The organism is Streptomyces sp. NPDC037126, from assembly GCF_055605965.1.
In genome coordinates this window covers 191,304-216,736 of record NZ_JBVJTD010000003.1, presented here as the reverse complement: position 1 = coordinate 216,736, position 25,433 = coordinate 191,304, and the positions used below count along the sequence as shown (strand labels likewise).

Genomic DNA, 25,433 nt, shown 5'->3' with positions numbered 1-25,433 from the left:
GTGATCCGAGCCCATGAGCGGAACCCGGCGCCGGCCACCGCAGCGCCCCGTCCCCGGCAGCCGTGCGACGGGCGGCCGCGGCACGCGCCGCGCCGGATCACGCCCGAGCTGGACCGACCGGCTGACGGCGGGCGGAGCACGGCTCGCGGGATCACTGCCGGGCCGGATCGACCAGCTCATGGCGGGCCGGGAGGGAGCGCGCCGCGCCGCGCCGCCCGGTCGCCGGGGCGAGCGGGCGGGACAGGGCCGGACGGGCGCGCGCCGTCCGGGCGCCGGCAGGCGCTGGATCGACTATCCGCGGGCGGACCGTCAGGGCCCGCGCCGCTGGCTGCCGTCGTGGCGTCAGGTGCTGGCGTCGTTCCTGTTCTGCGTCGGCGGAACGGCCGCGGCCGTCGGATACGCGTACGCCACGATCACCATCCCCGACCCCGACCCCTCGACACTGCTCCAGAACAACGTCTACTACTGGTCCGACGGCACCGTCCTCGCCACCGACGGCAGCGTCAACCGGGAGAACGTCCAGCTCGCGCAGGTCCCGTCGGGCGTGCAGTGGGACTTCATCGCCGCCGAGAACGCCTCCTTCTACACCGACCCGGGCATCGACCCGCAGGGCATCGCGCGGGCCCTCGTCCACATGGCCGGGGGCGGTTCCGTCCAGTCCGGTTCCACGATCACCCAGCAGTTCGTCAAGAACACCTACCTCGACCAGTCCCAGACGCTCTCCCGCAAGTTCAGGGAACTGCTGATCTCCGCCAAGATCGGCGCGAGCATGAACAAGCAGCAGATCCTCCAGGGCTACCTGAACACCTGCTACTTCGGCCGCCAGGCCAACGGCATCGAGGCCGCCGCCCGCGTGTACTACGGCCTGCCGGTCGAGAAGCTCGACGTGAGCCAGGGCGCCTTCCTCGCCGCCGCGGTCAACGAGCCGAGCCTCTTCCAGTACGCCGACTCCGACCCCGCGGCCCGGGCGCGGGCGAAGGCGCGCTGGTCCTGGGTGCTCGACCGCATGGTGACGACCGGCAGGCTGACGGGGCAGCAGCGCGCCCACTACGCGGCGGCGGGCTTCCCGGCCCCCAGGAAGTGGGCCCCCGGCTCCGGGCACGCCGGCCAGACCGGCTACCTGGCCCAGCTGGCCAGGTCGTACGTCCAGCAGCACGACCCCCGGATCACCGACAGCAGCCTGAGCCGGGGCGGCTACCAGATCCACACCACCTTCGACCGGAGGAAGACCGCGGAACTGGCCAAGGCCGTCGCCGACGTGCGCGCCCAGCGCCTCGACCCCGCCCACCGGGGGGCCGACCGGGACGTCCAGGTGGGCGCCGCCTCGGTGGACCCGGCGACCGGCAGGATCCTGGCCGTCTACGGCGGCCCCGGCTACGACCGGGCCCACTACTCGGACAACGCCGACACCTCCGGTGTCCCGGTGGGCTCGACCTTCAAGCCTGTCGTCCTCGCCGCCGCGCTCCAGTACGGAGCCGTCCTGAAACCCGGTACGTCCCCGGTGCCGATCACCCCGGCCAGCAGGTTCGACGGCGACGACGGCATCCGCATCAAGGACCGGCAGGGCACCTACGTCGCCGACGACAAGGACCCCACCGGCCTCCTCCACCAGCACAACGACACCGACCACCGCTGGGGGTACATCTCCCTGCGCACGGCCATGGAGCAGTCGGTCAACACGCCGTACGTGCAGCTGGGCGAGGACGTCGGCTACGACGGCGTGGCCCGGACGGCGAAGGCCCTGGGCCTGCGTCCGGAGAGCCTCGCCGCGCCCAGCGCCGGCTTCTACATCGGCACCTCGACCCCGAGCGCCATCCGCATGGCGGGCACGTACGCGACGTTCGCGGCGTCCGGGATGCAGGCGACGCCGTACTCGGTGACGAGGGTGACCCACGACGGCGTGTTCCTGCCCGGCTTCACGCCCCCCACCCCGCTGCGGGCCCTGCCGACGGCCGTCGCCGACAACGTGACCGACGTCCTGCGGGGCGTCATCACCCGGGGCACCGGCACCAAGGCCCAGGCCCTCGGCCGGACGGCGGCCGGCAAGACCGGGACCACCGACGACTACCGCTCGGCCTGGTTCATCGGCTACACCCGCAGCCTCGCCACGTCCGTGGTCCTCTTCAAGGAGGACCCGGCCCATCCCCAGCTCCAGTCCCTGGCAGGCGTGGGCGGCCTGCGGAAGGTCTTCGGCGGCGACATCCCCACCGAGATCTGGACCGAGTACATGCGCGACGCCCTGACCGGCAGCCCGAACCTCTCCTTCCCGGCTCCCGCGGCCCGGCCCCGCGGGGCCGACGAGCCCGGCCTGCCCTCTTCCTCGCCGACCCCCGCCAAGCACCCCGGCCGGCCCGGCAGGCACGTCCGCCCCACCCCCGCGCCCGCGCCGGGGGTCCCCACGAACCGCTTCAAGTGCCGTCACCACCGGTGCGGTTGACGGCGCCCGGCGCCCGCTGACAAGGCCCAGGTCCTCGGCCTGGGCCTCGGCGCCGGAGCGTGGCTACAGGTGCTCGCTGAGCTGCTCCGTGGCCCAGTGGGCCCACTCCTCGGCGGCCTTGGAGCCGCGAAGGCCGTATTCGAGGATGAGCCAGCCGCAGACCTGGACGGGGTCGCCGACCCGGTCGACGTTGTCGCGGATGGCTTCGAGCGCGGCGAGCCGGTCGCGGTTCTGGCCGGCGAACTTCTCCAGGTAGGCGGCACGCGGAGCAGGGCGGCACTCCGGAAGGCCAGGTCGAGGTCGGGTTCGGTGAGTCCCCACGGGCATCGCCACACTCCTCCGGGCCGCCCTCTCCGCGTCCCCCGAGCACCGCCCCCCGACCGCCCGGACCTTCGCGGACGCGCTCCTGTCCCACGAAGAAGCGAGTTGGCCCCGACCCACCCCTGCCCGCCCGACCCGCCTCACGGTCTGGCTCGCGGCGGCCGTCGTGTTCCTGACGACGACGGGCCTGACCTGGTGGACCCGCTGAACCCGGTCCACGACGGCGTCCGGCATGCCGTGTGACACGCAGGGGTAGTCTGCGGCGCGGGAGGGGGACCGGTGAAACGTGGCGTGGTGGTGCGAGGGCTGCGGTTCGGCCTGGCCCTCGGAGGGGTCTGCGCGCTCGGCTGGGGCGCCGTGCCTTCGGGGCTCGTCTCCGAAGCGGTTCTCGTGGGCGGCAGCCTGCTCGCGGGTGCGGTGCTGGGGCTGCTGCTCGGTGCGACGATGGCGCTCGCTCCCGGCCGGCTGACCTCTCATGGGCTGCTCCGCCGGCTCCTGGCGGGACTCGTCGCCGGAACGCTTTTCCTCGGCGAGGTCCTGGTCAGTGAGGAGGGCGGCGGCGTCCTGCCGGTGCTGGTGATGATCCTGGGTATGCCGGTGGTGGCCGCGACGGCGGCCGTGTGCAGCGGTGACATCGCGGGCAGGACCCGCGCTCTCGCCTGGTCGTGGCCGCGAGCGCCGCGGCCGGCCGATGCCCGGGCACTGGCCCGGCGCGGGAGGCTCCGCGCCTGTGGGACTGACACCCGGCGCCGGACCGGGCACAGGCGGCCCGGTCTCGTTCCACGGCCCGGAGTCCGGGCCATCGAGGGCGTTCCCCCGGGCAGCGGACGACTTCTCGTTCCTGCCGGGTCAGACGCTGGGGATGCGGGCGCAGATGGCCTTGACGGTGACCGGGAAGGTGAACTGGGTGGTGTTGCGGATGGTGCCCCTGAAGGCGGTGGCGCTGGTCGGGCCGAGCTCGTAGACGTACACACCGCTGCTGATGAAGGTGTTGGTGGTGATGCCGCCGCCCGTGACCACCGTCCCGGGCGGGCAGTTGGCGGTGAAGGTGCAGAAGGTGTCCTGCCCGCACGTCTGGGTGTTGGACACCTGCGCGTAGCGGACGGGCGGGGCGGTGTCCTTCTGGTGGGTGGCCGCCAGAGCCGGGGTGGCCGTGCTCAGGGCGAGGAGTGCCGGCAGGGCCGTGAGGCCGGCGGCCCACATGCCTCGGTTGCGGGAAAGGGGGCTGAAGCGGCGTCCGGCGCGCATGGCTGACCTGCTTTCTACCTACTGGAAAGGGCTCGGCGGTCCCGAGCGGGGCGTCTCCCTCATGGTGCGGTGGACACACCCGAGACCGGCACAGACACACCCGTATCATCATCTAATCGGCGTAACTCCGACCGATTCAGCATCCTGGCGACCATGGCCCGGCACCCCCACACCGTCTCGCCGTCCAGGGTCGCCCTGCGGACCGGGTTCCTCGGAGAGATCGTGCTGCCCCGGGAGTCGGTCCGTTCGGCCTCCCGGGCGATGCGGACGATAGAGGGCAGAGGTCTGCGACGCGTGCCCGACGACCCCTCGGCCCTCGCCTGCTCGGTCGGCGGATCGGTCAACGTCAGGATCCACCTCGACCCCCCGGTCCTCGTCCACCTCCGGGACGACGACCCCGTCGAGGTGACGACGGTCCACATCTCGGCGGACTCCCCCGACGAGATCACCCGTGCGCTGCGCGGCGGAGGCGCCACCGATGGAAATGGGTGAGCATGACGTGCATCCCTGAGGGCGCCGATGTCGTCGACCGGCGGATCGACGCGCTCAAGAGGCCGCCGGTCGCCACCGCGGACGAGGTGATCACGGGACTGAGCGCCCGCCGCACCGGATCTGCAGATGCCCGGCACTGACGGCGTGCGGGTGGCGGCGTATGCGGCCGAACTGCCTGGCTGCCAGGTACCGATCTTCATCAGTCACGGTCGCCCGGGAACCTGGAGCGGGCACTCGGCACAGGCGTACGCGGGTGTTCCGGAGAAGAGGACACGGAGGGCCATCTGAGGTCGGCCCGGCGCGTTCGCATCCTGGCACACCGCAGCACCAGGTCTCCGCGTCCCGTGCCATGCTCCTCAGGTGCTGCGGATCCCGGGATACGAAGGCGGCCCTCTGGTGGCGGGGAGCGCCTATCTGGACGACCCGTTGTTCTGGCCGGTCCATCTCGGTAGTTGCTTGCGCGGCGAGGACGCGCAGCGAGCCGCGTTCGGTGCCGACTGGGACTCGGCCATGGACCTGTACCGCGTACTCTCCGCCGACCACGAGTGGCCGGTGTTCAGCGTGCCCCTGCGCTCCGGCCACACCATCCACGTCATCTACCGAAACCTCGACGGAGACCGAGGGGTGGACTACCTGATACATCACCCGGCTTGGCCCGCGGCGGAGACCCTGGCGGTCGATGACGGCCACTTCATGGGACCCGGCACGGCCTGGCCGGAACTACTGACCACTGCTCGGCAGCCGGCAACCGAGGGCATCGGCGACCCCGATGCTCGCCTTCTGCTGCTCTTCCCGACACTCGGCGATGCGTGTCTCCCCGACGACGCGGCTGTTCCCCTCACCGCCGCGCTTGCCGCTCTCACCTTGATCGAAGAGCCCGCCGAAGTGGCCGTAATGCTTTTGGAGAGCCAGGGCCAGTGGGAGCTCGCCCACTGGAGGTCTGCGGACGGCGTCCGGATCAACGACGGCGGGCACTCCTACCGAAACCCGGGCAACCCCTTCGCCCTGCCCGAAGGGCGTCTGCGGGAGATCAGCAACGCGTTGACCGCCGAGGAGCGACAACCGCGCCGGGCATGGGCCGGGGCCACCCGGAGGCTTAGCCGATGAGCCCGTGGATCGCCGCCATGACGTTGAACACCGCCGGCAGGACGAAGACGCTCCCGACGCCGATCCAGACGCCCCCGGCGGTTCGATGACCGCGGCTTGGCGGCGGCGGTTGGATCAGCCGCTCGCCTACTCTCATCGTCTCGTTCGCAGCGGTGAGGCTGCGCCCCGTGCGGCGTTGCCTGCGCCCCAGCCATATGAAGACGACCGCCGCCACCGCCGTGAGGGCGGCCAGCTGGAGATGCTGACTCGATGAATCGGCGCCGGCAACCGTCACGACCGTGTACGACACAAGATTTCTCCCCCGAGATGATCATCAGAAATGGACCTGCCTGATCTACTTCACCGAAGACGGCAGCACATGGGTGGCCTGCGCCCGCCTGCAGCGGTGGGCTGGACAATCACCGCTTTAGGAGAGCGGTTGATCGACTTGGTGGCTGACCGCTCGTTCTGGCGCGGTTGTGGCACAACCGCTTCGTCCCCAAGGTATCGGGGACGCTCGTCTCTCTCAGAGGGACAGCCCCGTCTCCGCTTGAGGCGATTCCTCTGCTTCCCCCTCCGGCTCTGCCGAGGGCTCTTCTTCCTGTGGCTTCGGAGCTCCACACTCCAGCACAATCTCGTCGAACACCTCGCCTTCGGGGCAGCTGTACTTGGCACCGAAGAAGAAGCTGCACACGGAGTACTTGGTGGGATCGTTCGGGTCGGGCACCTTCACCGGCTTCAGCGTGGCGTCCGGGGGGCAGTCAGGGGTGTTGGGATCGAAGCTTGCAGCTTTGACGGCGGAGAGCGGATTCGCCTGCGCCGTGGTGATGGTGGGTAGGAGAGCCATCCCAGCCAGGCTGAAGCATGCCAAAACCCGAGTCGTAGAGCGATTCACCAGGGACCTCCATCAAGACGTGGAGCGGCAGCTGCACGGGTGCCACATGCCATACGAACACTTTGCGTGTTGAAGTTATCACTCAAAGTGATCGAGCCCGCCGCTACTCCACGCCCCTCGGTGCCCTTCGCGACGCCCGTGCCGAGTGGCGTCGCGCTCGGGCAGCCACCGACGAACGCCCGACCGACACGACGTACGTCCTCGCCCACTGGGTCTTCGCCGGCACGGGCCTGGCCGACGCCGACGCCTGGCTCACTGCATCCCTCGAACCCGCCCCCGGAACGGAAGGAGAACCACCCCATGAACGACCGCTATCTGCCGTCGACCAGGTCGCCGAGCTGCTCGGCACGACCGTCCGCTTCCCTCGGCGGCTGATCGAGGAGCGGCGTATCCGGTACGTGAAGGTCGGCCGACACGTGCGAATCCCGGAGAGCGCGGTGGCGGAGTTCATCAAGTCCCGCACGGTGGAGCCGCTGAGGCGTCCCCGTGCGCGCTTCGGGCGGGCCGCCTGATGGCCAACACCAAGGGCAGGCGCCGCCGCTTCGGCGCGATCAGGCGGCTTCCCTCCGGCCGCTATCAGGCGCGGTATCCGGGACCCGACGGGGTGATGTGCCCTGCGCCGGAGACCTTCGCGACGATCGCTGACGCGGACGACTGGCTCGCGGAGAAGCAGACCGAGATCCGACGGGGCGAATGGCGAGACCCTGGCGCCGGTGCAGTGAGCTTTCGAGCCTACGCCGACAAGTGGGTGGAGGAACGGGAGCCGGCGCCGCTCACCAGGCGCCTGTACCGGTACCTCCTGGACAAGCACCTGACCGGCTTCACCGATGCGGACTTGGACGAGATCACTGCACCGCGCGTGCGTGAATGGCGGGCCGAGCGGTTACGGCTGATCGGCGCCAAAACCATCACGGCCAAGGCCTACCGGGCACACGCTCTCCACCCGGTCCGGCGCCACCCTCGAGGACACGATGGTCCGCGCCGGGCAGTCCTCGGAGAAGGCCGCGCTGATCTACCAGCACTCCGACGACGAACGGCAGTAGAGGTGGCCGCCGGCCTCGATGCCACCGTTCGGAAGGTCCGAGCCGAGGCCGCCGAGAAGCCTTCTGGCACGGATCTGGCACGCGACGACTGATCATCGAGGACAGCAAAAAGGCCCGGGTCGCTGACCTGGGCCTTCTTCATGGAGCGGGTGACGAGAATCGAACTCGCGCTCTCAGCTTGGGAGGCGACGGCGCTTGGGCGGGGGCTATGCCTCTGACCTAGGCAGACGTCATCTCCCCGGGGTGGTCGGGCGGGTCTGTTCGCACCGCTGTTGACCGTGGTTTTCCGCTCTTAAGGGCACGCTATGGGCACGGCGTCCTGGATCGGCGGAACATTCCGTGAGCGCGATGGCCGAAGTGCCGGGATTGGCTCGCTCCGCTGCCTGGATCAGAAGCCCCGTCGCGAGTGCACACACCGTCTTGGCGGGGAGCCCTTCAGTGGCTGGACGATAACCTTCACCGACCCCGACTCTGCACTGCCATCGTCGACAGCCTGACCTTCAACGGCGCGATCATCCAGACCGGCACCAAGTTCTACCGCTTCGCCCGTTGAGGAGCCGCCTGGCTGTAGCTGCCGTGGCTGCTGCGGCCGATTGCTGACCTCTTGACCGAGGGTGCACCGAAGACCGTCTGCCCAAGTCCGTGGGCGTTCGCACCGCGCAACAGCTCCGGCATCCTTACCGCGCCTTATCTCAACAGCCATGCTTAACCAGGAAATTACTAGGTAACCCACCCGATTGGGTGAATGCTGTCGAAGTGAATGGGCGCAGCTGGACACTCCGGTGGCAGAGTCCACCACGCACGTCGGTGGTCTATCGCTGGCGTCCGCCTCATGCCGCCGTCGGCGGAGCAGGAAACCAGTCGAGAGATCCCCAGGCCCACGGTGCCGTTCGGGTTGATCCTTCTGCGGGCGTTGGCAGCTGGACCGTACGAAGCGGAACACGCCGAACAACCGGGGTTGTCGGCTTGCGTCCCGCTGCCGCGAGGCTTCGCCTCGGGTGCGTGTCACGCGCCCGGCGGACGGATGCGTGCTGTCACCCAGCTGCGGCTGGGAGAAGGACTACTCCATGGCTACCAAGCGGCCTGACGGCATCTACCCCTACATCGGCACCGATACATGGGGAGAGCGACTCGCGGACGCCGTCGAGAACACCTGTGAGCAGGCGGGCGTGATCCCGCCCCCGCGTTCCGCGATCACCGAGGGCATCGCCACTGCCCTCGGCGACACCGAGATCAAGAAGATCGTTGTCACCTCTCGTGGCAAGAAGGTCCTCACCCCCTCCGCTTGGCGCGAGGTCAACTCGGGTGACGACAAGGTCCTGTTGCTCATCTGCGACGTCCACGGCGCTGCCGTGGTCCCCTGGGACCTCAACGACCGCACGGTCAGTTCCTGGGCTCCGCCCAGCCCGGAAGCCACCCAGCGCGTCGTTGAACTCGTGACCGCTGAAGCCGACTTGGAGAACGCGGAGAAGGCCAAGAAGCTCGCCGAGAAGGAGTGTGACGCCCGGCGACGCGCACCCGGTGATGATCCGCACGCCGCTGCGGCCCTCGCCGCGGCGCAGGAGAAGTACGTGCATGCCAGCAAGCGGGTGCGGGAGGCTGAGCGCACGAAAGCCGCCTTGCTTTCCGCACTTGGCCAGCGCCGGCCGCGTCCGGTAGTTCACGCGGCAGAGGAAGACGGCGAGCCCAAGACCGCCCTCGTCCTGGCCGAGCAGCCGTACGAGGTGGCAGTTCATGTTCACCGCTACGCCGTAGAGAACCTGCGGCGCTCCGGCAAGACCCGCGGCTACGACCTCGCCGAGTCCCTGGTCACCGCCGGTCAGCTGACGCGTGGCATGAGTGTTCTCCAGCAGTGGCAAGTTACCAACGCTGATGGCAGTACCTCCCGGCTGTGGCGGATGGTCGCAGTGACTGCCAATAACCGCGCCCTGGCCCGACTCGATGTATTCGGTCTGCGCTCAGAGCACCTGGTGACCGGGATGCCCCAGTCCGCTGTGCCGCTTTCCAAGGGGCCGAACGACCCCACCGTGCTGCTGCTCAGCCAGCGGGAGATCCTTAACCGCGTCTCGCATGGCTTCAACGAGGACAGTGCCGCAGATGCGACGGAGCCGGACCACAAGGCCCTGCGCGCAATGAAGATCGCCACCGTGCCGGCCGAGATTGTCATCGGCTGCAGCAAGCCTGCCGCGCTGGAGCACGTGCTGCGGGCGTTGAACGTCAACGACCACCTGCGCGGTATCCAGCCGTACGACGAGGATGCGCGCCTAATCGCCTTGTTTGCCACGCTCGTGGACACCTATGCCAAGGAGGGCAAGCTGGGACCGATCCTTGCGGACGCCTTCCCCACCGCCCAGGGGGCTGATCTGCTGGATCTGGGCGGCGTGCGCGACGCCCTCACCGCAAACGGTTCCCTCGACCCGCTGGCTCCCCTGCTGCCTGCCGACGAGAAGGTCTCGCCGGTCACCCTGCGGGACATCGCCATCCGGGCCATCACCACCCTCGTCTTCCCGGACGTACCCCCCGCCGGTCCGGAGACCGGCAAACGTCAGGTTCGGGACACCGGACCCTACTGGCCCATCGTGAAGGCCGCCCTGCAGGAAGCCCCGTGGAGCCAGATCCGGGCCAAGACCGCAGAGGCCCGTACCAGGCTCTGGTCCGCTGCTATCGCACAGATGTTTCTGCATCGCGCCAACATTCTCTCCGCGCTCGGCCTGTTCGGCGTGCCCGAAGTCAAGGACGGCTCCGGGCAGGATCCGAGGCCGCTAAAGGAACTGCTTCTCGGCGCCGAGGCTGGAGATGCCACCGCGTGGGCGGCACTGGTGCGGCGGATGGCACCCGCACTGATCCACACTCCCGAACCGCTGATCACCCCCGGTCAGGGCAGTGAGGCGGGAGCGGGGCGCAAGGGCGTCCGTCGTACCCCGACGAATGCCCTTGCGGCCCTGACGCTCGCTTACACCGAGAATGCGCCAGGCGTCAGCAGGGAGCTTCTGCTCGCGTTCGCCCGGTCCGTGCTGCAGCACCCAGACGCGACCCAGGCGCCTGAAGCGCCCGGCGGCGGACGGCTTGTCTGCTACGGCGAGAGCCTCTGGAGTGAGGAGGACCAGACCCCGATCGTGCCCGGGATGGTGCTCGCTCCTGACATCAATGGTGAAGCCACCTCTTTCGTCGCCGACAAGGCGTGGTTCGATCACCTCTTCCCGGCGGAACTGGGCCGTGCCTCACGGACTGGTGCCTCTGGTAGCAACGCCGGCGACGGGGGGAGCGACTCTGAGAGCACCAACCAGTCGGATGGCGCCACGACCATCCATGGGCAGGTACCACCATCCGACCCGCGAGACCGGCTGGCCGAACTCCGACGGGAGCTGCCGGCCCGGATCGAGCTGGCCGAAGGCATCTACCAGCGTGCCGTCGAGGCGGCCAACGCTCTCCTGGTCGACTTCGATGAAGCGAGCCGCCTGCGTTCCCAGTTGGGCGAGGAGCCATTGCCTGCCGACCAAAGGATCCAGTGGATGGAACGCCTGGCGTCCGCCCGTAAGACGGCTCAGGACAGTGCGACGGTGCTGAGCCAGGTGGAGGCCCTCATCCTGCAGGTGTAGGGGCTGCTCGATCCTGGAACAGACCGACTTGAAGTGGTGCTCGACTGACGGCCGTGCACCAACCACTGGAGTTGGTGCACGTAACCCAAGGCGTCACCGTCCACCGCGGTCCGCCCAGATCTAGCCTGGGCAACTGAGACCCAAACAGAGACCACGGCACGACGATGGCCCCGCCCGAAATTCGGTTGGGGCCTTCGTTTGCCCAGGTGGGCTGCGGTGGAGGATACGAGATTCAAACTCGTGAGGGGGTGCCCCAACACGCTTTCCAAGTCTTCGCCTGGGGGTTCGGTAGGGGACGGGGGGCTGACCTGGGGCGGAGCGGGTGGTGGCGGCGGTCTTGGACGGCGCCGGACGGGGCGAATGAGACCAGAACTGAGACCAAGGTGCTCGATGTTCTGCCTGGTCAGGCGCCGCGTTCGAGCCCCCGCGACGCGCCGATCAGGAGCTGGTGTCGCCGGGTCGGCTGCGTGGCCCTCTCGGAGTCTGTGTATGCGGATTATCCCCTCGGAGTGTCAGTGGTGCCCGGTAGGTTGCTGCGGCACGCCACCACGAGCGGGGAGACATCTCGATCATGTACGACGCCGAATTAATGGCCGTGGCCACCGGTGCGGCCAGCACGCTCGTCGCGGCCATAGCCACGTCGGGCGCTGAGAAGATGCGCCTGAAGGTCGCGCACTTTTTCCGCCGGGCCACTCCGGATCAACAGAGAGCGGCTGCCCAAGCAGTGGATGACACCGCCGCGCAGCTCACCGCGCCCGGTCCAGAGGCTCAGGCGCTGGCAGCGACCGCCTGGGCGCAGCTCATCGCTCAATACCTCGTCGAGCACCGCGACGCCATGAGCGAGGTGGACGAACTCGCGGTGCCTACCCCGCCGGCCTCGAAGGTCTGGAACCAGTACAACACCGGCACAGGAACGTTCATCGGCGGTGACGTTCACGGCGGCATGACGTTCAACTACGGCAGGGCGACAGATGGCGGACGCTGAGCACCGTGAACAGCACAACCACGGCTCTGGCACGTTTGTGGGCGGTGACGTGCACGGTGGCTTCTGGCAGGTCTTTGTCCCGCCCTACGGGAAGAACACGTCCAGCAAGTCGGCGCCGACGAAGCGACAGCCCGAGCAGGACGACGAGGAAGGGGATGACTACGAGGATCGTGTGGCGTCCCTGCTCGGGGCTGCATGGATTGCCGCTTCGGCGGGTCTGGCCGTCGTCTATGCAGTGATGGGCTGGCCTTGGACCGACCATGGGCCGGCTCCGGGCATCGGTGCACGCATTGGTGAAGGGCTCGTCGCCTTCTACGCCTGCTTGGCCGCGGCGGCCGCCTTCTTGGCCCGTCTCGCTCAGGTCTTCGAGGTCTGGTCGGAACAATGTGCCATCACGGCTACGCAAAGCCGAGGTCGGTTGGTTGCCAGGCCCCCTGCGTCAATGTCCAGGGCGATGGCTGGCTTAACCGCAGCGGCGGCTGTTGCAGCCGAACTGCTTGCGTCTTTGTACGGCTGGTCGTCTTATGGGGGCGAAGTGTCGCAACGGGCACATCTGGCCCGTCTCAACGCAGCTGCCAACGCGAATTCGGCTCACGCCGCGACGAAGAGGCGCAAGGCGTAGTCACGGGGGTGGCGCTCACCTTTTGTGGCCGGAACTGCTACGCACCCAGCCCGGTCTGCCTCGCGTGGACCCGTACGGCTGGCCGCCCGCACCGCCATCGCCGCCTCCAAACGCCCACCGCATTCTGCGCCACCACCTGGTCCGTTCTGGCCGCCTGCGACAGGGCTACCGGCGAACCCGACGCCGCGACGAACGCAACCGGCCCGACGAGCTGGTCCACATCGGCGTCAAGAATTTCGGCCGCATACCCGACGGCGGCGGCCACAAAGTCCTCGGCCGCGCGGCTGGCTGGCCAACCAGGACCGGCGCGACGGCACCGGATTCGTCTACCTGCACACCGCACTGGATGACGACCACTCCCGCCTGGCCTACACCGAAGGCCAGGACGGCAGCCCCAATGGACTCTCCTTCCACAGTCGTGGAAGGAGAGTCAGGACAGCTCCGTCGCCAGAAGGCGGAGCGCCGGTACGAGTTCGGGGTGGTCTCCGCGGGAGGCCGACTGGAGTAGTTCGGTGATGACGATGATCTGTGCGGCTCGTCCTGGCTCTGTCTTGAGGACGGGGAAGGCATCGCGGACGCGGTGGGCGAAGGCGGGGGTGAGCAGGGAGTAGGCCAGCAGCATGGCGGCGTCGTAGCCGACAGGCGCGAGACCGAAGCCTTCCCAGTCGAGCAGGTACGGGGTGGCGGCGGTGAGGTTGGCGGTGTGCAGGTCTCCGTGGGCGGTCGCCCAGTCTGTGATCGGAGGGCCGGGGATGTCGAGGAAGCGTGGGACGGTGCGGTCCACCCACTCTTGTCGTACGGCCACGCGGTCCGTGGGGACGGTGCTCACGTGGTCGAGGTCGGTGCGGAGGGAATCCCACCAGGCGGTCGGCAGGTCCGGGTCCGTGTGCAGGACGGGGCTGGGGGAGCAGATGGGTTCGGTGACGTACTCGTGTAGCTCAGCCTGGTAGGCGTAACCGTCACAGCTTGACTCCATGCTGTCGTGCAGCAGGGGCTTGTGGATGCGTCCGTCGAAGAGTGCGGCGGCCTGGCGGTTGCCCTCCCAGATCTTTCCCGTTCCCTTGCCCTGGGGCGCGGTTAGCACCCTCAGCCAACAGGATCCTCGTTCTGGGTGCTCGGCACGGCTGCTGAGGGTGCGGCCGTGCCAGCCCCAGAACTCGGGGCCGGCGATCGTGATGCCCAGTGTCTCTGCGGACCGTGCGAAGGCTCTGCGCATGCGCTGCTGATCCGTGAGGTCAGGTGGCGGCGAGTACATCCAGCACCTTTCGCAGCCTGGGGGTCGGGATGGCCGGGCTTCGTAGGGCGGCTTGGGCTTCGGCCCAGCGTGCCGGGGTGGAGGCGGAGAGCAGAATCCGTGTCACTCCGGGGCATGATGCCGCCGCCAGCAGGCATGCCTGGGCCGTGGTGAGGTGCGGGGCCAGAAGTGCGGAGAGTTCGAGGGTGGCCAGGCGCGGCAGCTCGCCGCCGAACAGAGGCGCTGAGGCGTACACCTGCCATCCGAGTTCCGCCGCCTGAGCGATGGGGCCCTCCTCGCCCAGAGCTTGGGTGAACGCGGTTGCGGTGACCAGGGATACGGGCAGTTGGATGGCTCTCAGGTGGTGGTGTTCCGTGCCGGCGGCTTCGGAGGCCAATTGGTGGAGGGCGGGGATGGCCAGGGTGCCGGTGTCGAAGCCGTCCCAGGTGGCGACGCCGTAGGCGGTCAGGGTGCCGACCGCTGCTTCTGCTTCGAGGGCGGTGAAGGCGTCGCGCAGGGCCTCGTACGGGTCGCTGGCGGCGTGCTCGGGGTTGTGGGCGAAGACGAGGTCGAGGCGGTCGCGGCCGAGTTCGGTGCGGTTGCGGGCGCACTGCCAGTGGACGTACGGGGTGCTCAGGCAGTGGCCGTGTTGGGCGTCCTCGGTGGTGAGGGCCCTGTCGGAGCGCGCGTCCTTGGTGGCCTGAGCGGTCAGGAATCCGACCTTGGTCGAAACCGGGATCGGGTGCCGGGCGAGCGCGGGGGCGAGCAGCGACTGGGCCTGACCGTCGAGGTAGTTGGGCGCTGTGTCGATCCAGGCGTCGGCCGGGCCGGTGGCTGCGCGGACGACCGCTTCGTCCAGGGCGGAAGGGCGGATGCGGTACGTGCCCAGCCCCAGGGCCGCTGTCCTCATCGCCCGTCTGCTTCCACTGTGATCGCTTGGCCGTCCTTCAGCTCCGAGGTGATGGCAGCGATCTCTGCGACTGGGAAGCCGGTTGCTGTGGCCAGCTCGCCGAGGGACACGGCGCTGGGTGCGGCGGATTGCAGGTGCTGGAGGAGGGACCGGACTTCCTCAGCCATCTCCCACTCGTTGTCGCAGGCTCGGAAGATCACGCTGTCCGTGTTGGCCGTAGGTTCCAGGCGAGATCGTGTGGTGGTCAGCCTGATGCGGAGGTCCGGGTCTGCGGGGATGCCGGTGATGTGGGGCAGGCTCGGCCGCAGACGGGTGAGGTCGGTGCCGTCGCGCATCGCCGTGTACCGGTCGACGAGATCCGAGTTTTCCAGGGCGGTGGTGACTTCCTTGCGCAGCCGTTCCAGGTAGGCCGTCTGCTGGGTGGCTGGTGCGTGGACGGGCAGGTCCTCGCGCAGGACGTCGTGGCGGCGCAGGTCATCGGCGAGCCAGGACAGGAGCTGGGCGCCGGTGGTGGTCTGGATGCCGAACGTGAGGTGGAGGGAGTGTTCGCCTTCGGAGGCGGCCACCGAGTGCCACCAGCCGCGAGGGAGGTAGAGCAGGTCACCCGGGCGCAGGACCAGCTCCGTGATCGGCTGCTCCAGCGGGTGCTCTGGCTCGTCGGTGTCCTTGTACATGGGGGCTGTGCGGGTGGGGCCGTACAGCTTCCAGCGTTTGGCGCCGTCGATCTGGATGACGAGCACGTCGTGGTCGTCCCAGTGCACGCCGAAGCCCTCGCGGGCGGTCCATGAGGCGTACAGGTTGGTCTGCACTCCGGTGCGCAGCCAGTGCTCCAGCTCCATCGCGGCGCGGCCGACGGGTGGGTGGAGTTCGTCGACGGCGTCGATGACCAGGGAGGCGCCCTCGGCGAGGCGGGCGTGCAGTTCGCTTGGGTGCAGGCGGTGCCAGACGGTGTGCCGGCGGGTGGTGACCGGGGCGGTGTAGCGGTGGGCGGGCAGCATCTCGCCGTCTGCGGAGAGGCGGAAGCGGGGCGGTTCCAGGCGATGGGTGGCCAGGATGGTGTTGACGTCGTCCCATGTGATCAGGCTGCCGGGGTTGGTGATGGCGGCCGGGACGTGGCGGTGGTGGCGGTGGAGCACCTGGGCCAGGAACTCGTCCTGGCCCAGGTGAGCCGCCAGGTTCAGCGGCGACAACGCGTTTCCTCCCGGATCAGTCGTTGCCGTCGGTACGGCCGGTGCTGCCGCCGTCGGACGGGGTGACGCCGCGCTCGCGGGCGGCCTGGATCCTGCGACGGGCCTTGACCAGGCCCGGCTGGACCGGACCGGCTGTCGGGGCGGTGGTGGTGCTGTTCGGCATGGGTTCCTCCTGGTGTGAGAGATGAGGTGCATTGCGGACCCGCCCTGGACGGCGCTCGACTTGTCCATGGGCTCGGGCGGCTGATCCGCCCGGGGCGGGGTTTGCAGCCCGCCCCTGCCAGGGCTTCTCGGAGTGGGGGAACGTCTCGATCGGCTACATCCGGCAGGGACGGGAACTCAGGGATGGGCCGGAGATGTGGCGACCGTCACGCCGATCACGAAGCCGCATGAGGCGGAGATCAGCATGATCAGCAGCGGGCCCGTGTAGCGGGCCAGTCGGCTCACGATGCGGTCCATCAGGGCTTCCACCATGCCCGCCACGGCCGCGTGATGATCTCCCGGTATGTGTGATGCGAGGGGTTGCGGCCTCCGTGCTCGAACACCCAGCTCTGGGGTTCGGCGAAGTCGACGCTGGGCGGCGAGTTGTCACCACAGACCGAGCACTGCATCGCATAGGTTGCGGGCTCGGCGTCGGGCTCACGGTCGGGCTGGAGCGTCCATTCCTTGGGGCACACGACTGCTCGGACACTCACCGGCCCACCTCCTTCAGAGCGGCGCTGACATAGGGGTGCTGGAGCGCGGCGTGGAGGGCGTCGGCATCGGTGAGGGTGTCGTCGTCAGGCAGCTCGCACCAGCCGCCTAGCCAGTCGTCGATCTGTTCCAGGCTGGGCGCGACGAGCCAAGAGTTGGTGGACAGATGCCGTACCGGCAGTTCGCCCCACCTTTCGGCAGTGCCGGTTCCAACGGCGTAATAGAGGCGTTCATTGGGCCCGTCGTAGAGCACCGGACCGATCGCCGCACCGGTGGCCCGCAGGTGGGCCAGGGCCTGGAACCCGATGTCCGCGGAGGTTCGTACGAGGTCCCAGCCGTCGCCGACTCGGAGCAGGCGCAGGCTGGGGACGTCGTTGACCATGGGTGCGCTGCGCAGCGCTTCACGAAGGGACATCACGTCCCCCTTGGCGCAGGAGGCCGGGGTTCGCACTGAGGGAGGGTGCGGGGTCCATTGCCGGCCTGGTGGTGCGGACCACGATCAGACGAGTGCCTGGCGCCGTTATCTGCCGCTGTCGGTCGGTCACAACGCGCCTCGGGCCGAGGTGGCTGAGGGCGGGAACCACGGCGCCATAGATGTCGGGCAGTTCGAGCGCGTCGAGGAGCCCGACGAAGGCGGGAGACCGGACGGCAGCCGTCGCCTCTCGGTCCGTGAACACTCCGCACAGGCGCAGTTCGTGCTGCCGGCAGTACTCGGTAAGACAGGAGACGAGCGCCGCGTGGCGGGCCAGGCCACCGGTGACATGGCGCAGGTAGCCGAAGACCTGGGGGAAGGCGACGGGGCGGCGTTCCGTGATGAGTTCGTCGTCCATGTCCCCAGCGTCGGCTGCCGCGAACGGCTTTGAAATGACCTGCTGTTGCACTTCCGTTGCACTTCTCACCCCGCGTCGTCACCGAGAGTGCTTCTATACGTGACGGAGGGAGGTCATCCGTGGTCAGCGTGCAGCAATGGACCGGCCGGGAAGCGAGCGCCCTGCGCGCAGCGCTGCGCATGAGCACGCGCGCCTTCGCCGAGCACCTCGGCGTCGCGCTGCGCACGGTCGCCAAGTGGGAGAGCCTCGGCACCAAAACCCAGCCCCGCCCGGACACTCAAGCCATCCTTGACACCGCGCTTGCCCGCGCGGACCCTGCCGCCCAGGCGCGCTTCGAGGCGCTGCTGTTCCCCGAGCGTAAGAACGCGCGACCAGCGGACTTCGAGACCTGGACCGAGGACATCGAGCGCGCGGTCGTCTGCATCAGCCGCCAGGACTTTCCCTTCGCCACCACCTTGCTGAACCGCTGGCTGGGACGCCTCGACCCGCATCACCTGGACGACAAGGGCCTGTACCTCTATGGCCGTTCCCTCGTGCTTCTCGGCGACCTGCAACGGGATCAGGGCGCGGTCCTCGGCCCGCTCTCCGCCCGGCATTCCTACACCTCAGCTCGCGGCATGTTCACCGAGCTCGACATCCCGCGCCGAGTGGCCCAGATCGATCTTTCCCTCGCCGTCGTCCAGGAGATGTCGGGTCAGCTCGACGCTTCCGCCCGCCAGTACGAACTGCTTGCCACGGACGAGCGTTTAAGCCCTCGCGATCGAGCCAGGGCGCGGCTCTGGGTGGGTACCGCGCTGAGCAAGGAGGGCAACAACGAGTACGCCACCCAGGTCATGACAGCCGCCACCCGTGCCTTCGAGGACCTCGGCGAGCCGGAGGACTGGTCGGTCGCCCACCAGAAGCTGGCCCTCGCCCACCGAGGCGCCGGCGACCTGAAGCAGGCACTGCACTACATCGACGTCGCGCGCACTACCGCCACGGTCGACTCCCCGATGCAGCGAGTGCGGCTGGACACCGCCTACGGGCACATCCTTCTGTCGGACGCGGCGACCCGGAATGATGGGCTGTCCGTCCTCGATCAGGCGGCTCAGGTGGCCCAGCAGTACGGGCTGAGCCACCAGCTGCGCAGTATCGAGGGCATCCGGAAGGACCAGCAGGGATGAGCCAGGGAGTGCCAGTGCCGGAGCACGAGCAGCGCCAGATCACCGACGAGCAGTTCCACGACGCGACGCTGATCTGGAACTACCACCAAATGGGCCACGAGCAGCGGCCCTGCTCGGCGGCGATCGGCCTGGGCAGCCATGACCTGGGCGTGGCCACCACGGCCGCCGAAATGTACCGTGCCGGTCTCTTCCCGGTCCTGGTCTTCAGTGGCGGCAACAGCCCCACCACCCGCGCCCGCTTCCCGCGCGGTGAGGCTGTCCACTACCGCGAGCACGCCCTGAGCCTGGGCGTGCCGGACGAAGCGATTCTCGTGGAGCCGAAGGCCGCGAACACCGGGCAGAACATCACCTTCTCCCGCGAGCTGCTCACCGAGGCCAACGTGGAGGTGGAGTCGCTGCTTCTGATCTCCAAGCCGTACATGGAGCGGCGCTCGCACGCGACATGCCGCAAGCTGTGGCCCGAAGTGGACGTCGTATGCGCATCCGAACCGCTGGAGCTGGACGACTACATCAAGTCGATCGGCGACGAGAAACTCGTCGTCGACATGCTCGTCGGCGACCTGCAACGGGTGATCGAGTACCCGAAGCTCGGCTTCGCCATCGAGCAGGACGTGCCGGGAGATGTGTATGAGGCTTACGAGCGCCTCCTGGGTGCCGGTTTCGACAGCCGCCTCATCAGCACCTGAGCCATCCCGCTTCGGTCCACCAAGCGAGGTCTGCGCGATCCATCAGCCGAACCTGTTCCCACGCCTGTCCACCTTGGCGAAGCTCTTCGCCGCCGACCGCTGGATCGTCCTCGACGACGTACAGTTCGCCCGGCGCGACTACCAGCACCGCGCTCGCCTCGCCGCCTTGGACGATCCCGGTCGGCAGCAGTGGCTCACGCTACCGACACACCTTCCCCACGGGCGGCCGACACTGATCAGCCAGGCGCGGCTCGTTGATCCTCATTGCTCGCGCAGGACTGTCGAGCTGCTTGTGCGCCAGTACTACGGCCGCAGTGGCCACAGGGACGCCGTGCGCGATGTTCTCGACGCGGCCCTGGACGCATTGGACACCACTGATCGTGTGGCACGTATTGCGCGAGCATCGACGCTCGCCATGCTCGCTGCGCTTGGCTGGGCTGGGGAGGTGCTGGACAGCGGTCGGACCCGCACCCGTCACAACCGATCGGAGCGCCTCGCCGATCTCGCGGCAGCCACCGGCAGCACCCACTATCTGTGCGGCACCGGCGGTACGCGCTACCTCGACCCTGCCCCCTTCGATGCCCACGGCATCTCCGTCTTGCCCTTCCACACCCCTGTGGATACGGAGGACCCGCTTTGGTGCTGGGCTCGGCGTGCCAGCAGCCTCTGGGCCTTGAGCAAGATCGGACCGCGAGATCTGGCAGGTCGGCTGGCCGCCTTGCGAGAAGCTCATCGGCTCGGTGCACTGGTCTGAGCACTGGCCGACTCCTCTGGGAGACGCTACCCAGCGCTCGCGGATCCTGCCCGCGCTGCTTCCTAGCGCTGGGCGATGAGCTGTTGCACCGCGTGGTCAACGCGGTGAACGGCGCGGTTGACGGCGGCGAGGACGGCGTCGATCTCGACAGGCCAGGAACCGGAGTTGAGGGCCTTGGAGGCTTGGTTGAGGTTGTTGCCGACCTGGTTGAGGTGCCGGCGTGCGGCGAACAGTTCCGAGATTGTTTCTCGTCGTCCGGCTATGGCAGCGGCGGTGTTGTTGAGGTCACTGGCGGCGGCGAGGCCGCTGCGGGCGAGGAAGGCGGGCAGACTCGCTCGGGTCGCCGCGGCAGCAGCGGTGAGGACGGTTTTCTCGGTGTCGTTGAGACGGACACAGCACACGTGAACGCGCTTGTCATTGCCGGATCTCGGCGAGCGCTTGCGCGCGGTCTTCTCGGAGGTGCGGTGCTTGGAGCTTGGCGACTGCCCTTCTGGCTGCGATCCCCCCACGGCCGCTGCCTCCCGGACTGGCGCCCCCTGGTGCCAGTCCGAACCCGCCACCCCCGGAGCGGGTTGCGCTTGTGCCGTCTTCCTCACCCGGGAAGACGGTCTTGGGGGATAACTTGCTCCGGCTGAGGTCGGCACTGTGTTCGTCTCCTGCTGGGTGGCGGGGCATTCGTAGTGCTGGTTGTGCACGTGCGGTACTCCGTGGGGATGTGGGATTGAGAGGCGGGGCCACGTCGCGAGGGCGGGGCGTCGTTCCGAGCGGGTAATGGGCGGGGACGGCGCCCGGGGTAGGGACTGCGGCTGTTCTCGGCGGCCGCTAGAGACGCTCCGTGACTTGGGCATACGGTCCCCGAAGCGATGCCGTCCACGGTCCCCGTCCCCCGGACCGTTCGGGACCAGACTGCGACGTTCGTTGGGGACGGTCCCCCTGACGCCGCGTCAGGGGGACTGTCCCCAGTCCTGGCGCCGTCGCACAGACGGTCCCCAAGTGAACGGGGTCGGTTGTGCGGGACCGGTCCCCGTGGTTGTGGACCGTTGCGGAGACCGGCCTTATAGCGCCCTGAGCAGGGGCTTCTCAGGGGGAACGGTCCCCACCGCTGTCCCTGCTGGTCCCCGGAGGACCTGTCGTTGCGGTCCCCGGCTGCGGTGGGCTCGGTCCCCGAGATGAGGTCCCGCATGGTGTTCGTCGGGACGGTCCCCACCTGCCGCGCACGGCTTGCCGGGGACCGCCGGGTATCGGACTGCGGGGACAGCGGCGGTGAGGAGCGAGGCATGTTGGAGTGCGTCAGGCAGCCTGCTGCTGGTCCAGCCGGGCAGCGGCGAGGTCGACGCGCGACGGATGGGGCGTGGCGCGTACCGCATTGCCTCGGGCGGTGCCGTCAGGGCCCAGGCGCCGTTGACGGCACGGGTCGCCTGCGCGGGCGTGGCACCACGCGCAGCGGACGCTGAGCGCGTCCGGGCGCCCGTCGGCGACGGCGGCTTCGCGTGCAGAACGGGCTGGCCGGTAGCGGGCCAGCTGTGCGCGGACGGCCGGCGGGATGCACGATCCGATGGCGCGCGTGCGGGCCTCGATGTCCGGGCGAGAGTCACCGCTGGTGATCTGTCGGTACGTCGCGGGTGCGGTCTGCCCGATGGCGACGGCGTGCCGGGTGCCGAGCAGTTCGGCACGCCAGGCGGCTGGATCGTCCGGATCGGCGACCGGCGTGGGGTCGGTGTGCCGGTCGAGGCGGTTGCGTCGGTGGGCGCGCCACGCGCGGGCGACGTCCACCGGCAGGATCAGGTACGGGGAGTCGAGGATGTGGGCTCGTATCGCCTCGCGGACGTCCCAGCCGTGGGCGGTGGCGAAGGGTACGTCGTGGAGCAGTTCGTGCCACTGGGCGATCTGGTCACGGGCTTCGCCCGTGCCGCTGCGGGTGATCCGGGGATCGAGGCGGCCGATGTAGGCGAGGATGGCGGCGATTTCGCGTCGGTCCAAGGGCGGATTACTCCGATCCGGTCGGTTCGTCGAGGGCGGCGAGCAGGGCGGCGGTGTGGGCCTCGGCGCGGGTCATGCCCGCAGTGGGTGTGGGAGCGCCGCCGGGCAGGGCGTAGAGGTTCGGCCGGCCAGGGGCGGGAAGGCGTTCGCGGGCGATCCATGCGCGCCAGTCGGCGGCCCATGCGGCGGCAGTGCGAGGGGCCCACGCCGCCCGGTACGAGCGCCACTTCTCGTCGGCCGCTTGCAGGGCGTGCTCGCCGAGCCGGTCGAGGTGGCCGTGCTGCTGGAGCCAGGCACGGGCCTCGTCGTCGATCTGCCACTCGGTGGCTGCGATGAGCGGGGCCGAGCTGCTGCTGCTCTTACCGTTCACCTTCGGTTCTCTACTGTTCTGGGGGTCGGAATCCGTGCCCCCTCCGGGTCGGAATCCGTATCCCCCGGGGGCCGGATTCCGTTCCCCCGGGTCGAATTCCGGTCCCCGCTCGAAGGGGTCGGCAGGGTCGGATTCCGGTCCCCCGCGGGTCGGAATCCGATCCCCCGAGAGGGCCGGATTCTGGCCCCCTGCTGTGGCCTGTTCGGCGAGGAACCGGGCGGCGGCCGGGAGGTGGTAGTACGTCTCTCCCCGCGGCCCCTTGCGGCTGGCGAGCTGCACCAGCTCACCACTGGCGATCAGCTTGTCCAGCGCATCGCGCACGGCAGTGCGGGAGGCGTTCGCGCGCTTCATGAGGGCGGGTACGGACGCGTACGCGATGCAGTGCCCGTCGCGGCAGCGGTCGGCGATCAGGGCGAGCACCATGCGGGCGGTGCCCTTGCTGCGGCTGTGGTCCCACACCCACTCGCGGGCGTCGTGGCTCATGGGGTGGCGGCTCCTAGGTTAGGTCGGGAAGGTGCGGTTGGCCCTCGGGGGGGTGCACGGGGAGGGGCGGCGCACGGTCCCCGGCTCGAAGGCGCCGGGGAGGGCTGGTGGCGCCGTATAGCCAAGACAGCCACATGGATGCCGCACGAGTCCAGCATTCCGCCGGAGAAATCAGACAGCTGACGGCGAACGTGTCCTGTGCGCGGCAATTCCAAAACCATAAACCCGGATCGCCGGTTGACAAAAAAGTTGCCCTGCATGTCGAGGCAGAAGGATCACTTCGGGAAACCGTTGACCCCCGCTGCGGCGGCCAGCTACAACACAACACCCTACGTCAGAGGGCCTCATCGGGCTGGCGTAGCCAACCTCTGCCGGATACCCAGAACCCCACCCGGAGGCAACGCCCGGCCGCGCGCCGGGCGAAACATAGCCGACGATCGCCGGTTATCCAAACCGGCGGTCGCAAGTTACTACTTGGAGCCATGGCAGCGCGATCCCTGGAAATAGGTCCCGCGGAATACGGACCGCCCGCACTCTCGAAATCCTCCGTACCGAGCGCGGTCTCGCCCAACGCGAGCTCGCCGCCCGCGTCACCGCCCTCGGCCGCCCGATGTCCAACACGATGCTGTCCCGCATCGAACGCGCCCAGCGCCGCTGCGACATCGACGATCTCGTCGCTCTCGCCCAGGCCCTCCGCGTCTCACCCCTGGCTCTTCTCCACGGGGTGCATGCCGCGTAGGCCCGTGTTGTCTCGGCCTGGGCTGCTGCCTCGAAACAACCTCTCCGAGTAAAGGACGTACCGCCTTTGCGCCGACCCGCAATACCCCCTGCCCTTCCCTACCCCCAGCGCACCGCCAAGGAGGTGACCGCGAATGGCTGACCGACTGCTGACGGTGGCCGAGGCCGGCGACCTGCTCGGCACGGGCGAGCGTTTCGTCCGCCGCCTGATCGCCGAGCGCCGGATCCGCTACGTCAAGCTCGGCCGCCCGGTGCGCATTCCGGAAAGCGCGATTGCCGAGTACATCGAGGCACGCACCGTTGAGCCGGTCCGCCGCATCCGCGCCCGCTACGGGAAGGCGGCCTGATGGCGGGACGCAAGCCGCAGCGGGGCGCGAGTTCGGCACGGTGCGCAAGCTCTCCTCCGGCCGGTGGCAGGCCCGCTACCTGGGACCGGACGGGCAGCGGTACACCGCGCCGGAGACGTTCGACACCAAGTCCGACGCGCAGGAGTGGCTCAACCTCACCCGCGCCGACATCGAGCGCAACCAGTGGCGCGATCCGGACGCCGGTGCGGTCAACTTCAAGAAGTACGCCCAGCGCTGGCTGAAGGAGCGTGGACTGGCCCCCACGACGGTCGACCGCTACAGCGGTCTCCTGCACCTGCACATCTTGCCGAGCTTCGGGGGCAAGGACCTGGACGAGATCACCCCGCCCAGCGTCCGTACCTGGCGGGCCGAGCGCTTGAAGGCGACCGGCGCCACCACTGTCGCGAAGTCGTACCGGCTGCTGAAGGCCATCCTGCAGACGGCGGTCGACGATGACCTGCTCCGCAGCAACCCATGCCGTATCAAGGGCGTCGGCAAGGAGGAGGCCGACGAGCGTCCAACGGCCACGATCGAGCAGGTCTTCGACCTGGCCGACCAATGGGCCCGCGCTGGCGCCTGATGGTCCTGCTCGGCGCGTTCGCCTCACTCCGCCCCGAGGAGCTGGCCGAGCTGCGCCGTCGCAGTGTCGATCTCGACGAATGCTCCGTGCGCATCACGCAGGCTTCCCCGGAGTTGACGAACGGCAAGCGGGTCACCGGCGATCCGAAGTCCCGGGCGGGCAAGCGCACCGTCTACCTGCCCGACTTCCTGCTCCCCGAGCTGCGCCGCCACCTGCAGTGGTTCGCCGAGAAGGAGCCGGACGGCCTCCTTTTCGTCGGGGAGAAGGGCGCACCGTTCCGCCGCTCGACCTTCGGGCGGAAGTGGCGCAAGGCCAGGAAGAAGGTCGGCATGGCGGACAACTTCCGCTTCTACGATCTCCGGCACACCGGCAACACCCTCGCCGCCGACACCGGAGCCAAGCTGAAGGACCTCATGGTCCGCGCTGGCCAGTCCTCCGAGCGGGCCCAGCTGATCTACCAGCACTCGACGACGAAGCACCAGCGCAAGCTGGCGCGGGGCATCGACGCCGAGGTGCGGCAACAGCTTCGTGATTCAGCCGTCGAGCAGGGAGCCATGGAGGCGTGAGGAAACCCTGACCGACGGAGTCCGGCCGGACGGTTTCGTCGGCCGGACTCCGACACGTCGGCACCGCGTGCGACAGCCTCCGCAGTGCCGTGCGCCCCTCGTGCCCCCTTGAGAGACGGCCGTGAGTGAGATCAGCTTTTCCTGCATGCACTGACAGGGGAGTTGTGGGCGGCCGTGATCG

The 25,433-nt window shown here is 69.0% G+C and carries 27 protein-coding genes and 6 pseudogenes; 19 read left to right on the top strand and 14 right to left on the bottom strand.

Annotated elements, in window-relative coordinates:
* Nucleotides 1-13: 13 nt before the first annotated feature.
* Nucleotides 14-2,437, top strand: coding sequence for a transglycosylase domain-containing protein (locus tag ACZ7FF_RS09670; protein WP_470810876.1), 2,424 nt, complete (start codon nucleotides 14-16; stop codon nucleotides 2,435-2,437).
* Nucleotides 2,438-2,500: 63 nt separating this feature from the next.
* On the opposite strand, the gene ACZ7FF_RS09665 is transcribed toward ACZ7FF_RS09670, so the two are convergent.
* Both ACZ7FF_RS09665 and ACZ7FF_RS09660 read right to left on the bottom strand, forming a co-directional pair.
* Nucleotides 2,501-2,764 carry a hypothetical protein gene (locus tag ACZ7FF_RS09665; protein WP_470810874.1) on the bottom strand — a complete coding sequence of 88 codons (264 nt, stop codon included), beginning with the start codon at nucleotides 2,762-2,764 and terminating at the stop codon, nucleotides 2,501-2,503.
* Between the two features lie 843 nt (nucleotides 2,765-3,607).
* Nucleotides 3,608-4,006 carry a hypothetical protein gene (locus tag ACZ7FF_RS09660; protein ID WP_470810873.1) on the bottom strand — a complete coding sequence of 133 codons (399 nt, stop codon included), beginning with the start codon at nucleotides 4,004-4,006 and terminating at the stop codon, nucleotides 3,608-3,610.
* A 153-nt stretch (nucleotides 4,007-4,159) separates the two neighbouring features.
* Here ACZ7FF_RS09660 and ACZ7FF_RS09655 point away from each other — a divergent pair, with 153 nt between their 5' ends.
* The 4 genes and pseudogenes from ACZ7FF_RS09655 (at nucleotide 4,160) to ACZ7FF_RS09640 (ending at nucleotide 5,605) form a co-directional block, all read left to right on the top strand.
* The gene (locus ACZ7FF_RS09655; RefSeq protein WP_470810872.1) at nucleotides 4,160-4,498 is read left to right on the top strand and encodes a hypothetical protein; all 339 of its coding nucleotides are present in this window, start codon (nucleotides 4,160-4,162) and stop codon (nucleotides 4,496-4,498) included.
* Between the two features lie 2 nt (nucleotides 4,499-4,500).
* Entirely contained in the window at nucleotides 4,501-4,638 is a 138-nt protein-coding gene (locus ACZ7FF_RS09650) for a hypothetical protein (protein WP_470810871.1), read from the top strand.
* Nucleotides 4,607-4,752, top strand: a pseudogene (locus tag ACZ7FF_RS09645) (response regulator); the annotation flags it as partial. The gene ACZ7FF_RS09650 and the pseudogene ACZ7FF_RS09645, both read left to right, overlap by 32 nt.
* A 106-nt stretch (nucleotides 4,753-4,858) precedes the next feature.
* Nucleotides 4,859-5,605, top strand: a complete 747-nt coding sequence (locus ACZ7FF_RS09640; RefSeq protein ID WP_470810870.1) for a hypothetical protein — start codon at nucleotides 4,859-4,861, stop codon at nucleotides 5,603-5,605.
* Here ACZ7FF_RS09640 and ACZ7FF_RS09635 read toward each other — a convergent pair.
* Nucleotides 5,595-5,894 carry a hypothetical protein gene (locus ACZ7FF_RS09635; RefSeq protein ID WP_470810868.1) on the bottom strand — a complete coding sequence of 100 codons (300 nt, stop codon included), beginning with the start codon at nucleotides 5,892-5,894 and terminating at the stop codon, nucleotides 5,595-5,597. The two genes, ACZ7FF_RS09640 and ACZ7FF_RS09635, sit on opposite strands and share 11 nt — an antisense overlap.
* 216 nt (nucleotides 5,895-6,110) lie before the next feature.
* Nucleotides 6,111-6,431, bottom strand: coding sequence for a carbohydrate-binding module family 14 protein (locus ACZ7FF_RS09630; protein ID WP_470810867.1), 321 nt, complete (start codon nucleotides 6,429-6,431; stop codon nucleotides 6,111-6,113).
* A gap of 134 nt (nucleotides 6,432-6,565) precedes the next feature.
* Here ACZ7FF_RS09630 and ACZ7FF_RS09625 point away from each other — a divergent pair.
* The 8 genes and pseudogenes from ACZ7FF_RS09625 to ACZ7FF_RS09590 all read left to right on the top strand — a co-directional run.
* Nucleotides 6,566-6,775 (top strand): annotated as a pseudogene (locus ACZ7FF_RS09625) (replication initiator); the annotation flags it as partial.
* Between the two features lie 42 nt (nucleotides 6,776-6,817).
* Complete coding sequence (locus ACZ7FF_RS09620) at nucleotides 6,818-6,991, top strand: excisionase family DNA-binding protein (RefSeq protein ID WP_470811438.1); 174 nt, start codon at nucleotides 6,818-6,820, stop codon at nucleotides 6,989-6,991.
* A complete protein-coding gene (locus tag ACZ7FF_RS09615; protein WP_470810865.1) occupies nucleotides 6,991-7,614 on the top strand; it encodes a hypothetical protein in 624 nt (207 codons plus the stop codon). The genes ACZ7FF_RS09620 and ACZ7FF_RS09615 overlap by 1 nt, the downstream gene beginning before the upstream one ends.
* 336 nt (nucleotides 7,615-7,950) lie before the next feature.
* Nucleotides 7,951-8,075, top strand: a pseudogene (locus ACZ7FF_RS09610) (IS21-like element helper ATPase IstB); the annotation flags it as partial.
* Nucleotides 8,076-8,589: 514 nt separating this feature from the next.
* On the top strand, nucleotides 8,590-11,121 hold the full coding sequence (locus ACZ7FF_RS09605) for a hypothetical protein (RefSeq protein ID WP_470810864.1): 2,532 nt from the start codon (nucleotides 8,590-8,592) through the stop codon (nucleotides 11,119-11,121).
* A gap of 571 nt (nucleotides 11,122-11,692) precedes the next feature.
* Nucleotides 11,693-12,106 (top strand): hypothetical protein, encoded by a 414-nt coding sequence (locus ACZ7FF_RS09600; protein WP_470810862.1) that lies wholly within the window; start codon nucleotides 11,693-11,695, stop codon nucleotides 12,104-12,106.
* Nucleotides 12,093-12,728: a hypothetical protein gene (locus tag ACZ7FF_RS09595; protein WP_470810861.1), complete on the top strand. Its 636-nt coding sequence runs from the start codon at nucleotides 12,093-12,095 to the stop codon at nucleotides 12,726-12,728. The genes ACZ7FF_RS09600 and ACZ7FF_RS09595 overlap by 14 nt, the downstream gene beginning before the upstream one ends.
* A 181-nt stretch (nucleotides 12,729-12,909) precedes the next feature.
* Nucleotides 12,910-13,106 (top strand): annotated as a pseudogene (locus ACZ7FF_RS09590) (IS481 family transposase); the annotation flags it as partial.
* Nucleotides 13,107-13,158: 52 nt separating this feature from the next.
* On the opposite strand, the gene ACZ7FF_RS09585 reads toward ACZ7FF_RS09590, so the two are convergent.
* The 7 genes from ACZ7FF_RS09585 to ACZ7FF_RS09555 all read right to left on the bottom strand — a co-directional run bounded on the left by ACZ7FF_RS09585 (nucleotide 13,159) and on the right by ACZ7FF_RS09555 (nucleotide 17,585).
* Nucleotides 13,159-13,812: a phosphotransferase gene (locus tag ACZ7FF_RS09585; RefSeq protein ID WP_470810859.1), complete on the bottom strand. Its 654-nt coding sequence runs from the start codon at nucleotides 13,810-13,812 to the stop codon at nucleotides 13,159-13,161.
* 151 nt (nucleotides 13,813-13,963) lie between these two features.
* Nucleotides 13,964-14,872, bottom strand: a complete 909-nt coding sequence (locus ACZ7FF_RS09580) for an aldo/keto reductase (RefSeq protein WP_470810858.1) — start codon at nucleotides 14,870-14,872, stop codon at nucleotides 13,964-13,966.
* Complete coding sequence (locus tag ACZ7FF_RS09575; RefSeq protein WP_470810856.1) at nucleotides 14,869-16,062, bottom strand: cupin domain-containing protein; 1,194 nt, start codon at nucleotides 16,060-16,062, stop codon at nucleotides 14,869-14,871. Before ACZ7FF_RS09575 ends, ACZ7FF_RS09580 begins: the two co-directional genes overlap by 4 nt.
* A gap of 16 nt (nucleotides 16,063-16,078) precedes the next feature.
* Nucleotides 16,079-16,225: a hypothetical protein gene (locus ACZ7FF_RS09570; RefSeq protein WP_470810855.1), complete on the bottom strand. Its 147-nt coding sequence runs from the start codon at nucleotides 16,223-16,225 to the stop codon at nucleotides 16,079-16,081.
* A 295-nt stretch (nucleotides 16,226-16,520) separates the two neighbouring features.
* A complete protein-coding gene (locus ACZ7FF_RS09565; protein WP_330338762.1) occupies nucleotides 16,521-16,757 on the bottom strand; it encodes a DUF7848 domain-containing protein in 237 nt (78 codons plus the stop codon).
* Nucleotides 16,754-17,170, bottom strand: a complete 417-nt coding sequence (locus tag ACZ7FF_RS09560) for a hypothetical protein (protein WP_470810853.1) — start codon at nucleotides 17,168-17,170, stop codon at nucleotides 16,754-16,756. Before ACZ7FF_RS09560 ends, ACZ7FF_RS09565 begins: the two co-directional genes overlap by 4 nt.
* A complete protein-coding gene (locus ACZ7FF_RS09555) occupies nucleotides 17,157-17,585 on the bottom strand; it encodes a recombinase family protein (RefSeq protein ID WP_470810852.1) in 429 nt (142 codons plus the stop codon). Before ACZ7FF_RS09555 ends, ACZ7FF_RS09560 begins: the two co-directional genes overlap by 14 nt.
* A 119-nt stretch (nucleotides 17,586-17,704) precedes the next feature.
* Between ACZ7FF_RS09555 and ACZ7FF_RS09550 the strand changes: the two genes are divergently transcribed.
* From ACZ7FF_RS09550 to ACZ7FF_RS09540, 3 genes are read left to right on the top strand one after another with little or no spacing between them, the layout of a single operon-like run.
* Entirely contained in the window at nucleotides 17,705-18,748 is a 1,044-nt protein-coding gene (locus ACZ7FF_RS09550) for a helix-turn-helix domain-containing protein (RefSeq protein WP_470810851.1), read from the top strand.
* On the top strand, nucleotides 18,745-19,434 hold the full coding sequence (locus ACZ7FF_RS09545) for a YdcF family protein (RefSeq protein ID WP_470810849.1): 690 nt from the start codon (nucleotides 18,745-18,747) through the stop codon (nucleotides 19,432-19,434). Before ACZ7FF_RS09550 ends, ACZ7FF_RS09545 begins: the two co-directional genes overlap by 4 nt.
* On the top strand, nucleotides 19,376-20,188 hold the full coding sequence (locus ACZ7FF_RS09540) for a WbqC family protein (protein ID WP_470810847.1): 813 nt from the start codon (nucleotides 19,376-19,378) through the stop codon (nucleotides 20,186-20,188). The genes ACZ7FF_RS09545 and ACZ7FF_RS09540 overlap by 59 nt, the downstream gene beginning before the upstream one ends.
* 62 nt (nucleotides 20,189-20,250) lie before the next feature.
* On the opposite strand, the gene ACZ7FF_RS09535 is transcribed toward ACZ7FF_RS09540, so the two are convergent.
* The 3 genes from ACZ7FF_RS09535 to ACZ7FF_RS09525 all read right to left on the bottom strand — a co-directional run bounded on the left by ACZ7FF_RS09535 (nucleotide 20,251) and on the right by ACZ7FF_RS09525 (nucleotide 23,021).
* Complete coding sequence (locus ACZ7FF_RS09535) at nucleotides 20,251-20,697, bottom strand: plasmid mobilization relaxosome protein MobC (RefSeq protein WP_470810846.1); 447 nt, start codon at nucleotides 20,695-20,697, stop codon at nucleotides 20,251-20,253.
* Nucleotides 20,698-21,478: 781 nt separating this feature from the next.
* Entirely contained in the window at nucleotides 21,479-22,168 is a 690-nt protein-coding gene (locus ACZ7FF_RS09530; protein ID WP_470810844.1) for a zinc finger domain-containing protein, read from the bottom strand.
* 7 nt (nucleotides 22,169-22,175) lie between these two features.
* Nucleotides 22,176-23,021: a helix-turn-helix domain-containing protein gene (locus ACZ7FF_RS09525; RefSeq protein ID WP_470810842.1), complete on the bottom strand. Its 846-nt coding sequence runs from the start codon at nucleotides 23,019-23,021 to the stop codon at nucleotides 22,176-22,178.
* A gap of 482 nt (nucleotides 23,022-23,503) precedes the next feature.
* On the opposite strand from ACZ7FF_RS09525, the pseudogene ACZ7FF_RS09520 reads away from it, so the two are divergent.
* The 3 genes and pseudogenes from ACZ7FF_RS09520 to ACZ7FF_RS09510 all read left to right on the top strand — a co-directional run bounded on the left by ACZ7FF_RS09520 (nucleotide 23,504) and on the right by ACZ7FF_RS09510 (nucleotide 25,252).
* Nucleotides 23,504-23,760 (top strand): annotated as a pseudogene (locus ACZ7FF_RS09520) (helix-turn-helix domain-containing protein).
* 133 nt (nucleotides 23,761-23,893) lie between these two features.
* Nucleotides 23,894-24,106, top strand: a complete 213-nt coding sequence (locus ACZ7FF_RS09515) for a helix-turn-helix domain-containing protein (protein WP_470810841.1) — start codon at nucleotides 23,894-23,896, stop codon at nucleotides 24,104-24,106.
* Nucleotides 24,106-25,252 (top strand): annotated as a pseudogene (locus tag ACZ7FF_RS09510) (tyrosine-type recombinase/integrase). Before ACZ7FF_RS09515 ends, ACZ7FF_RS09510 begins: the two are co-directional and overlap by 1 nt.
* Nucleotides 25,253-25,433 lie beyond the last annotated feature (181 nt).

Excerpts from the sequence above, each read along its gene's own strand:
- ACZ7FF_RS09540 (WP_470810847.1), top strand. The coding sequence starts at position 19,376 with ATGAGGCTTACGAGCGCCTCCTGGGTGCCGGTTTCGACAGCCGCCTCA.
- ACZ7FF_RS09600 (WP_470810862.1), top strand. The coding sequence starts at position 11,693 with ATGTACGACGCCGAATTAATGGCCGTGGCCACCGGTGCGGCCAGCACG.
- ACZ7FF_RS09605 (WP_470810864.1), top strand. The coding sequence starts at position 8,590 with ATGGCTACCAAGCGGCCTGACGGCATCTACCCCTACATCGGCACCGAT.
- ACZ7FF_RS09545 (WP_470810849.1), top strand. The coding sequence starts at position 18,745 with ATGAGCCAGGGAGTGCCAGTGCCGGAGCACGAGCAGCGCCAGATCACC.
- ACZ7FF_RS09660 (WP_470810873.1), bottom strand. The coding sequence starts at position 4,006 with ATGCGCGCCGGACGCCGCTTCAGCCCCCTTTCCCGCAACCGAGGCATG.
- ACZ7FF_RS09615 (WP_470810865.1), top strand. The coding sequence starts at position 6,991 with ATGGCCAACACCAAGGGCAGGCGCCGCCGCTTCGGCGCGATCAGGCGG.
- ACZ7FF_RS09555 (WP_470810852.1), bottom strand. The coding sequence starts at position 17,585 with ATGGACGACGAACTCATCACGGAACGCCGCCCCGTCGCCTTCCCCCAG.
- ACZ7FF_RS09650 (WP_470810871.1), top strand. The coding sequence starts at position 4,501 with ATGACGTGCATCCCTGAGGGCGCCGATGTCGTCGACCGGCGGATCGAC.
- ACZ7FF_RS09580 (WP_470810858.1), bottom strand. The coding sequence starts at position 14,872 with ATGAGGACAGCGGCCCTGGGGCTGGGCACGTACCGCATCCGCCCTTCC.
- ACZ7FF_RS09630 (WP_470810867.1), bottom strand. The coding sequence starts at position 6,431 with ATGGCTCTCCTACCCACCATCACCACGGCGCAGGCGAATCCGCTCTCC.
- ACZ7FF_RS09515 (WP_470810841.1), top strand. The coding sequence starts at position 23,894 with ATGGCTGACCGACTGCTGACGGTGGCCGAGGCCGGCGACCTGCTCGGC.
- ACZ7FF_RS09665 (WP_470810874.1), bottom strand. The coding sequence starts at position 2,764 with ATGCCCGTGGGGACTCACCGAACCCGACCTCGACCTGGCCTTCCGGAG.
- ACZ7FF_RS09670 (WP_470810876.1), top strand. The coding sequence starts at position 14 with ATGAGCGGAACCCGGCGCCGGCCACCGCAGCGCCCCGTCCCCGGCAGC.
- ACZ7FF_RS09560 (WP_470810853.1), bottom strand. The coding sequence starts at position 17,170 with ATGTCCCTTCGTGAAGCGCTGCGCAGCGCACCCATGGTCAACGACGTC.
- ACZ7FF_RS09525 (WP_470810842.1), bottom strand. The coding sequence starts at position 23,021 with ATGAGCCACGACGCCCGCGAGTGGGTGTGGGACCACAGCCGCAGCAAG.
- ACZ7FF_RS09570 (WP_470810855.1), bottom strand. The coding sequence starts at position 16,225 with ATGCCGAACAGCACCACCACCGCCCCGACAGCCGGTCCGGTCCAGCCG.
- ACZ7FF_RS09655 (WP_470810872.1), top strand. The coding sequence starts at position 4,160 with ATGGCCCGGCACCCCCACACCGTCTCGCCGTCCAGGGTCGCCCTGCGG.
- ACZ7FF_RS09595 (WP_470810861.1), top strand. The coding sequence starts at position 12,093 with ATGGCGGACGCTGAGCACCGTGAACAGCACAACCACGGCTCTGGCACG.